Raw genomic sequence first — 9,023 nt, 5'->3', positions numbered from 1 at the left:
CTGCTTATCCATTCCAAACTTGTATAATTGATCAGAATGGCAGCGAGGACATTTTATGTTTGTTTTGTTCATTGCTCTTCTCTCCTTCGGGGGGATATTTTGTCTTAGGAAAACTTAGTATACTTCTAAGGTGAGAGAAGTGCAATGTTCATATAACTTAACAGAACGGCTAAAGAAAGTGGGGGAGAATTATGAAAGATTTTAGAAACCTAGGTATAAGACTTATAAGATTATTTATAGGCTTCTTTATTTGTTCAAGTGGGGCCGTATTTATGATTAATGCAAATTTAGGAATGTCGCCGTGGGATGTACTTCATCATGGTATTTCTAAGATGGCAGGTATAACTATTGGTAATGCAAGTATAATGGTTGGAGTTTTATTTGTAGTATTGGGAGTAATCTTAGGGGAAAAATTAGGACTTGGTACAGTATTAAATATGATTTTTATAGGGAAATTTATGGACTTAATTATGTTTAATAATCTAATACCAAAGGGAAATTCATTTTTTCAAGGAATAGGAATGCTTGTTATAGGGATGCTCTTAATGGGCTTTGGATGTGTTTTATACATAGGTTCAGGCTTGGGGTGTGGTCCAAGAGATGGAATAATGATGGCTTTAAGTAAAAGAACCAATAAACCTATTAAAGTTGTAAGAACTTGCTTAGAAATAGGTGCACTTATATGCGGATATTTACTAGGAGGATATGCAGGTATAGGTACTATAATAACAGCTATTGGGTTAGGATACTCTATTCAATTTGTATTTAAGATATGTAATTTTGAAGGAAATAAAATTCAGCATCAGTCTATAAGTGACAACATAGGTCAATTTGTATTAAATAGAAATTAAACTTTAAAATAAAAATGAGAATTGGATTAATCCAATTCTCATTTTATTTTAAAGTTATTTAGAATTATCTGCAGAAATTTCATTGTAAAGCAGTTTGTTATTTTTACTTATAGTAACATCCAAATCATCAGTATGTGAAGCGGTTTTCTTTTTTAAATGCTTTACAGATACAAAGAATATGGTAGTAGAAATTATTGTGGAAATAAAATCAGAAATAGCACCTGCAAACCAAATTCCATCTAATCCTTCAAACAATTGTAATTTAGGTAATAATAAAATTAATGGTATAAGAATTAAAACTTGTCTTAAAAGACTTAAAAACATTGATATTTTAGCTTTACCAATAGCTTGGAAGTAACTAGAAGCTATAATTTGTACGCCTACAATTGGAAGCATAAATAAATAAATTCTAACACCTCTTATTGCCATTTCTCTTAAACTTGGATCATTATTAAATACTTGTATTATAGTGTTAGGAAAAATCTCTACTAATAAGAATGCTAGAGTAACTATTAAGGTTGCAACTACAACTCCATACTTTAAGGTTTCTCTAACACGATCATATTTTTTAGCACCATAGTTATATCCTATAATAGGTTGTGCACCTTGATTTATACCTACAATTGGCATAGTAGCCATTAAAGAAATACTACTTATTATAGTCATAGCACCTATAGCCATATCTCCACCATAGTATTTAAGAGAGTTGTTTGCAACAACTTGAACTAAACTTTGAGCTATTTGCATAGCAAAAGGAGACATACCAATTGTAAATATACTAAGAACTATATGTCTTTCTAATTTTAAATTAGGAAGTTTTATTTTTAAAATACTTTTACCCTTAGTAAAATAATAAAATATCCAAATTGCAGATATAAGTTGAGAAGTTATAGTTGCTATAGCAGCACCTTTAACCCCCATGTTAAATCCAAAAATTAAAATAGGGTCTAAAATTATATTTGTACCAGCCCCTAATAACATAGAAAGCATTGCTACTTTAGGATTACCATCACTTCTTATGGAGTGATTTAGTCCAACACTACCTAAACTGAAAATAGTACCAAAGAATATTATCCTTATATAATCTTTTGCATAAACTAAGGTATCAGCACTAGCCCCAAAGGCTTTAAGTATAGGATCGATAAATATAAGACCTAAACAAGTAATTATAATAGATGCAATTATAATTAAGGTAACAGCATTACCAAGTAATTTTTCTGCTGTTTCTTTTCTACCTTGCCCAAGGGCTATAGAAATCCTAGCAGAAGTACCAACTCCTATTAATAGTCCAAAGCCTAAAATTATAGTCATTATAGGTAGGGTTATTCCAACACCTGTTATAGCTAAATTTCCTACCTCAGGTATATTACCTATAAATATTCTATCAATTATATTGTATAATGTATTTACAATCATACCTATAATTGCTGGTATAGAGAAACTTATAAGTAGTTTGGGTATTTTCTCTTCACCCAGTCGTTTTTGATTATCCATGAGTTTCATCACCTAGTCCTTTCGAAATTTTTTGTAATATAGTCGTAACCATGTTAAATTCATCTTCAGTTATTAATGATCTAACTTTCTTATCATTTTCATTTAAAATGTTAAAAAACTCTTCTTTTATTTCTAAGGCTTCATCCGTTAAAAATATTTTATAAAGTCTTTTATCATTTTCACATCTCAAACGTTTAATGTATCCTAATTCCTCTAATTTCTTCATTGCTTTTGCTGTAGTTCCCTTATCTACATTAAGCTTATCAGAGAGATATTCTTGACTTACTCCATCTTTTCTATAAAGTTCTATTAAAAAGAAGTATTGGCCAGAGCCAATATTAAATTTTTGATATTTTTTAACTAAGAATTTTGAATTGATTCTATATAATTGAGCAACACACTTACCAATTGTATCTTTAGGTTTATTCATAAATATCACCGCTTTTAATTTTATTATAAGAGAAATTATATCAAAAAATAGTTGCACTTGCAACTATTTAAGTTGAAAAATTATTCATATATTTAAGAGTGAAAGTGTGAATGTATAGAGTCTATTTATGGAAATAGTTATTATACATAGGCTTTGGTTAACTTTAATAGATATAAAATGCGAATTATAAAATAATTAATAACTATGTAAAAATTGTAAAAAAATATTTAAGTATCATATATAATTTAATAAAAGAAAAATGTTTTTAATATTTAAGATAGATGATTGAATATACAGTAAGTTTAAATATCTATGTATTTAAACTAAAAAATGAAAAGAACATAGTTTATTTTGTACTTAAAAATAATTCTAGCTAGCATCTTATTTACATAATTTGTAATAAAGAGAAGAAATAAATAGATATATATCAATCTATTTAAAATATAAATTTGAAAAGGCATATTATGCCATGTAAAATTAAGTTGATAGTATGTTTTAGAGTATTATATAATTAGGGGGAAAAAATGGATAAATTAAGAGAAAAGTTATTAGAAGAATTAGCTGCTTCTGTAGTTGATATGGAAGAAGAAGTTACTTTAGAAAAGTCAAAGGAATTTGTAGAAAATGGTTTTGATGCTTATGAAGGTATAGCGGATGGACTTGCAAAGGGAATGGATAAGGCTGGTGTCTTATATGAAGAAGAAGAGTATTATATACCAGAACTTTTAATGTGCTCAGATGCAATGTATGCAGGCTTAGATATACTAAGACCTCATCTAAAAAAAGAAGAAGGTGGAACTAAATACAAAGCTGTAGTAGGTGTAGTTGAAGGGGATACTCATGATATAGGTAAGAACCTTTTTAAGATTATGCTAGAAACTTGTGGTTTTGATGTTTGTGATTTAGGGAGAGATGTTCCACCAAGTGAATTTGTAAAAAAGGCAAGAGAGTTAGATGCTAATTTAGTAGGTATGTCTACATTAATGACAACTACTATGGATAACATGCAGACTGTTATAGAATTACTGAAAGAAGAAGGGATTCGTGAGCAAGTTGTGGTAATGGTTGGGGGAGCACCTATATCACAAAGTTTTGCTAACAAAATAGGAGCAGATGGATATGCTGCAGAGGCATCTAAAGCTGCAAGACTTGCTAAAGATTTAGTTAGAGGTGTTTTGAATGAGTCAGTTAATGAAGCAGTTTAGAGATGAGATGACTCCTCTAGAAAGGGCTATAGCTCTTTCTAAGGGACAAGATGTAGACAGAATACAATGTAATCCCAACCTTTCAAATGGAATAGCTAGGGTATCCGGTTGTAAAATATCGGAGTTTAATACTAGCTCAAAAGCTTTAGCACAGGCTGTTATAGATACTCATAGAGCCTTTGGCGGTGACGGTGCAAAAATTTTTACGGATCTATTTATTTTATCAGAGGCAATGGGTGCTAAAATGAAGTATCCGGATGACAATACAGTAGATCTTTTAGAACCAGCTATTACTTCAGTAGATGAAATTAAAAATTTAGAGCCAGTTAATCCATGTAGAGATGCAAGATTACCTATACATATAGAAGCTATGAGTATAGTTCAAAATGAAATAGGTAAAGAGGTTCCTTGTACAGCTTTAATAGTAGGGCCTTTTACAAGTGCTTTCTTTTTAATTGGCGTTCAAAAAATGACTAAATTATTAATAACTAACCCTGAAGCAGTGCATGAACTATGTAAAATTTCTTTAGAAAGTTGTAAGAGATTTGCAAGTGCAGCTATAGAAACTGGAGTTGGAATTAGCATTGCAGAGCCAATGAGTTCTTGCACAGTTATTAGTCCAAAACATTTTAGAGAGTTCGGAAAGCCATACATAAAGGAATTTGTAGATTTCCTTAAAGCTAAGGGCGTTGGAAGTTCTATTCATATATGTGGAAAAACAAATGGTATTTTTGATGATATCGTAGAAGTTGGAGTAGGCGGATTTAGTATAGATAATGTGGTTGATTTAAGTGAATGTATAGATAAAATAGGAAGTAAAATAAAAATTACAGGAAACGTAGATCCATCTACAATTATGTACAGTGGAACTAGGGAAGAAGTAAGAAAGAGTGTTATTCAATGTGTTAAAAAAGGGTATAAATCCCCTAAGGGCTTTGGAGTAATGTCTGGATGCGGACTTCCAGTAGAGACGCCTATAATAAATATTCATACAATGATGGATACAGCAAGAGAGATAGGATGGCCGATTACAGATGAAAAACTAGATAAGCTTATGAGCATGAGCTTATACGAGTAATTAATATAAAATATAAGACAAAATAAAATTACATGCAATAAAAAACAGAGAGTATATTTATAAACTACTCTCTGTTTTTTAGTTTAAGTAAATATAGTTTAAACAGGAATGTAGAACATATATTTAATCAAAAAACTTTAACTATAGTTATAAAGCTATTAGAAAAAGTTAAGTATGAATTTAGGAATAATAATTGAAAGATATATAGTGTTATTATTTATTATTAAGCTCTGCATAGCTTAAAATATTTCTACATAGGAATGTAATTAAAGCTGAGGCTAGTACATTCCATAAGAAAGTAGAAAATAGTGCAAAGGCTATTGGGTTAGATATACCTAAGAAAGACCCAAGTAAAACACCTATTACAATGCCAGGTAAACATATAAGAGCTATAATTATAAAATATAAAAATATTATTAAACCTTTATTAGGTACAGAACCAATAAATCTTTCAGTTAAAATATTAGCTGCCATGAAAAGGAGTCCAAATCCTATTCTAGCAAGTATACATGCAATTACTTCTAATATTGAAGGTCTTATTATTAAAGCAATAGGTATATATAAAACTAAAGCTTCTACACAGGTTTTATATATATTTTCTCCAAAAATCATAATTAATTTTTTAAAGGGACTAACTGGAACCATATATACATATGGCATAGTAAGCTCTTTAAGCCATCTTCCCATACAAGATGAAAAAATTTGCATATAAGTTGAAAAAATAAATACGGGAAGAAGTCCTTCATTTTTCAAGGATACAGCGAAAATTATTGTTATAATTATGAATATAATAGAGGGCATGTCTAAAATAAAACTTTTAGCTCTCCTGTTTTCAAGCATATGCTTATAGTAAAATACAGAAGCACCATTGCCCTTATTTATTCCTATTTTGCCAAGTTTAACTTTAGTAGGAGACACATCTACTCCTTTTCCTTCTTTCTGAGCAGTTATTGCACTAAAAGAAACCTCTGTAGCTTTTAATACATCTTCATAAAAGTCAGAATTAATTTTATTTATTATGAAGATAAATAAAAGAATATAGAAGATTGTAGGTAGTAATCCGTATATTGAGATTAAGTAATTATTAGATAACAGTCCTACTACAAATACCTTTAACCAGCCTATTATAGGAATAAATTCTAAGAATGAAGAATTTGCTTGAGAAAGTAAAGCATTTAATTTATTTCCACTGCTAGATAGTACAGGAAGCACTATATAAGCACCCACAATAGCACCAATAGCCAAAAGTATAGCTTTAATTAAAATTCTATTTTTCTCATTGTTGCTTGAAAAACAATAAATTACCATAGCAGTTATTTGTCCACATATAATGGATATACAGAAGCCTATTAAGATAGCTATAAGTCCTTTAAATGATAAATTATAAGCAGAGTTTAACCAAGCATATTGAAATAAGAGAAAAAAACCCATCAATAAAGAAGTTCCCATTTGTTTTAAAAGTCCATATAGTAATATGACTTTGGATGAAATAGGACTTAGAAAAATTATATTTACATCAGCCATAGAATAAAAGCTAGCACCAGAAGAAAGTCCTGACATAAGGATTCCAACAAAAGAAAATGAATATAAGGCTAAAATTATCACATGAAGTTCAGTAATATCTCTAGCTTCCTTAGTTGGTGATTTAGTAGATGCAATAATCATAAAGGCAAAAAATGCAAGCATAAAAATAGTATATATCAATTTTCCAGGATTATGCTTAAGGTCTTTTATGGAATTCTTTATACTTGTAAAACAAATATATAATAAAGATTTCATTATTCAACAGCCATCCTTTCAGTAATTTCAAAGAATAACTCTTCAAGAGTCTTATCATCAGTAGAAGAGGCATTATTATATTTAGTAGCTGCAAAGGAACCTTTCACCATTATGTGAGCAACATCCCAATAATTTTCAACACTATCAAGCATATGTGTACTTATTAAAATAGAAGCACCCTCTTCTTTTAGTTCCGTGAACATCTTTTTTAATTCTTTTATTGCGTGTGGGTCTAAGCCAACCATTGGTTCATCAAATATTATTACCTTAGGTTTATGAAGTATAGCACAGCATATACTAAGCTTTTGCTGCATACCCTTTGAAAGGGATTTTCCTAAAGTATCTTTTTTATCCATAAGCTCGAATCTAGTTAATAGGGAGTCTCCATAGGTTTTCCAATCAGAAAGGTCATAGGCTCTTGCTATAAACTCTAGATGTTCTCCAACGGTTAATAAATTATAAATAGCAGGCATTTCAGGTATATATCCTAGAAGTCTTTTGGCTTCTAAGGATTTATTGTGATTACCACATATATCAATATCTCCTTGAAATCTTAAAAGTCCAGCGATACATTTTATAATAGTAGATTTTCCAGCACCATTAGGCCCTAATAGTACTGCTATCTCTCCATCATTTACAGTGAAACTTATATCATTGTTGGCAATAAGCTTACCGTATTTCTTCGTGACATTAGAAACTTTGAACATTAAAAAAATCCTCCTTAAATAATATTTAAAATTAAAACTTAAGTACTCTAAAACTTAAGATAAATTTTAGAGATATTAAGTTTAAGCTTTAAAAAAATTACAATATATGCTAAGAATATTATTGATGTATATATAAGTCAATATTAAATTTCATAAATTAAGAAAATCTTAACTCTATTATTTAAAAATGAAAAAATAGTACAGAATTAGCTTACATAAGTTAATAATTATAAGTTGCATTTATAAAATGAAAAACCTATAAGGTAGCGATTTGCTTTTAGCTACTCTATAGGTTACATTTTAGTTTTTAATATTAATAAATGCTTTAATCTTTAAGGGATAATTACAGCCTCAGGAACTGAAGTTTCTGTAGAGGAAGAATTATCTGTAACCTCTTCAGTGGAGATATCTTCAATATTATAATTATTATCATTTGAAGTGATATTTTCCTCGCAAGAACTATTTTCAGAATCCATAGTTACAGTATTTTCAGAAGAAATATTTTTAGAATTATGAATTTCTTTATCTTCAAAACCAGATTCTTCACAAGGCTCTTTTCTGTATTTTTCTATATAGTTTTCAAAGTTCCAGCCATTTAAAAACTTTTTAGCAGAATTATATCCAGATTTAAAAAGTAAGGTAGTATCCGCTTTGGATATATTGAAATCTGTTGTTTTTATATTAAATGTTGGAATATCAATAGTTCTTACAGAGTTTTTATCAGTTAAATAAACAGTTTCATTTTTTGAAATAGCAGTATCTACTATATTAGTAATATAAGATATAATATTAGGAGAACTATTTGGAATTGCATAATCATTATCGGATACTAACCTTAGTCCAAAGGTAGGCCAATCAGGAATTTTCATGGTATCGAATATCCAGATAGGGAAGTTGCTTAAAAGTCCTCCATCCACTATATAACTAGATATATTTTTATATTCTATTATTACAGGATTATAATATAACGGAATGCTCATGCTCATTCTCACAGCAGTTGCTATATCAAACTCCATAGGATCTAATCCATACTTAGCTAAATCATCTGGTAGAATAAGAAGATCTTTATTAGTAATATCAGAAGCAATTACTTTAAGTCTACTAACACCATTTACAGAGATGTCTTTGAATTTAGTTTTTCCTTTAGCTTTAAATTTTTCAGTAAGAAAGGTCTCTACATATTCACCAGCATATATTCCTTTATTAATTAAAAGACTTATTGGTTGTCCAATCAATGGAATTGATTGAAGAAGATTTTTATCATTAAAATTTTTATAATCTAAATTAAAAAGTATATCCTTTAGTTCCTTTGCACTATATCCAACGGCTAACAAGGAGGCAACTATTGCACCAGCTGAGGTTCCAGCTATATTTTCAAAGGTATAGCCTTGCTCTTCTAAATAACATATAGAACCAACTAAGGCAATACCTTTAACCCCTCCACCTTCGCATACTAAATCTACTTTCATTTGTTATTCA

9 protein-coding genes are annotated in these 9,023 nt (G+C 29.4%); 3 read left to right on the top strand and 6 right to left on the bottom strand.

Translation table 11 applies throughout. The features are described from left to right. A partial coding sequence (locus BUA48_RS15980; RefSeq protein ID WP_341465234.1) for an IS1 family transposase occupies positions 1 to 72 on the bottom strand: 72 nt, incomplete at its 3' end. A gap of 119 nt (positions 73 to 191) precedes the next feature. On the opposite strand from BUA48_RS15980, the gene BUA48_RS04520 reads away from it, so the two are divergent. Further along, on the top strand, positions 192 to 851 hold the full coding sequence (locus BUA48_RS04520) for a YczE/YyaS/YitT family protein (protein ID WP_072830499.1): 660 nt from the start codon (positions 192 to 194) through the stop codon (positions 849 to 851). 54 nt (positions 852 to 905) lie between these two features. Here BUA48_RS04520 and BUA48_RS04515 read toward each other — a convergent pair whose 3' ends face one another. Further along, on the bottom strand, positions 906 to 2,345 hold the full coding sequence (locus tag BUA48_RS04515) for an MATE family efflux transporter (protein WP_072830497.1): 1,440 nt from the start codon (positions 2,343 to 2,345) through the stop codon (positions 906 to 908). Continuing rightward, positions 2,338 to 2,775 (bottom strand): MarR family winged helix-turn-helix transcriptional regulator, encoded by a 438-nt coding sequence (locus BUA48_RS04510; RefSeq protein WP_072830495.1) that lies wholly within the window; start codon positions 2,773 to 2,775, stop codon positions 2,338 to 2,340. Before BUA48_RS04510 ends, BUA48_RS04515 begins: the two co-directional genes overlap by 8 nt. Before the next feature lie 524 nt (positions 2,776 to 3,299). Here BUA48_RS04510 and BUA48_RS04505 point away from each other — a divergent pair. After that, positions 3,300 to 3,980 (top strand): corrinoid protein, encoded by a 681-nt coding sequence (locus BUA48_RS04505; protein ID WP_072830493.1) that lies wholly within the window; start codon positions 3,300 to 3,302, stop codon positions 3,978 to 3,980. After that, positions 3,955 to 5,058, top strand: a complete 1,104-nt coding sequence (locus BUA48_RS04500; RefSeq protein ID WP_242944292.1) for a uroporphyrinogen decarboxylase family protein — start codon at positions 3,955 to 3,957, stop codon at positions 5,056 to 5,058. Before BUA48_RS04505 ends, BUA48_RS04500 begins: the two co-directional genes overlap by 26 nt. Before the next feature lie 213 nt (positions 5,059 to 5,271). Here the strand turns inward: BUA48_RS04500 and BUA48_RS04495 are convergent, their stop codons facing one another. From BUA48_RS04495 to BUA48_RS04485, 3 genes are all read right to left on the bottom strand, one after another. Then, complete coding sequence (locus tag BUA48_RS04495) at positions 5,272 to 6,837, bottom strand: putative ABC exporter domain-containing protein (RefSeq protein ID WP_072830491.1); 1,566 nt, start codon at positions 6,835 to 6,837, stop codon at positions 5,272 to 5,274. Next, entirely contained in the window at positions 6,837 to 7,544 is a 708-nt protein-coding gene (locus tag BUA48_RS04490) for an ABC transporter ATP-binding protein (protein ID WP_072830489.1), read from the bottom strand. Before BUA48_RS04490 ends, BUA48_RS04495 begins: the two co-directional genes overlap by 1 nt. 332 nt (positions 7,545 to 7,876) lie before the next feature. Then, complete coding sequence (locus BUA48_RS04485) at positions 7,877 to 9,013, bottom strand: patatin-like phospholipase family protein (protein WP_072830487.1); 1,137 nt, start codon at positions 9,011 to 9,013, stop codon at positions 7,877 to 7,879. Positions 9,014 to 9,023: the final 10 nt, after the last annotated feature.

This window comes from Clostridium collagenovorans DSM 3089 (assembly GCF_900130005.1).
GTDB classification, from domain to species: Bacteria; Bacillota; Clostridia; order Clostridiales; family Clostridiaceae; genus Clostridium_D; species Clostridium_D collagenovorans.
The sequence above is the reverse complement of the archived record's forward strand: the minus strand, read 5'-3'. Positions and strand labels throughout refer to the sequence as shown.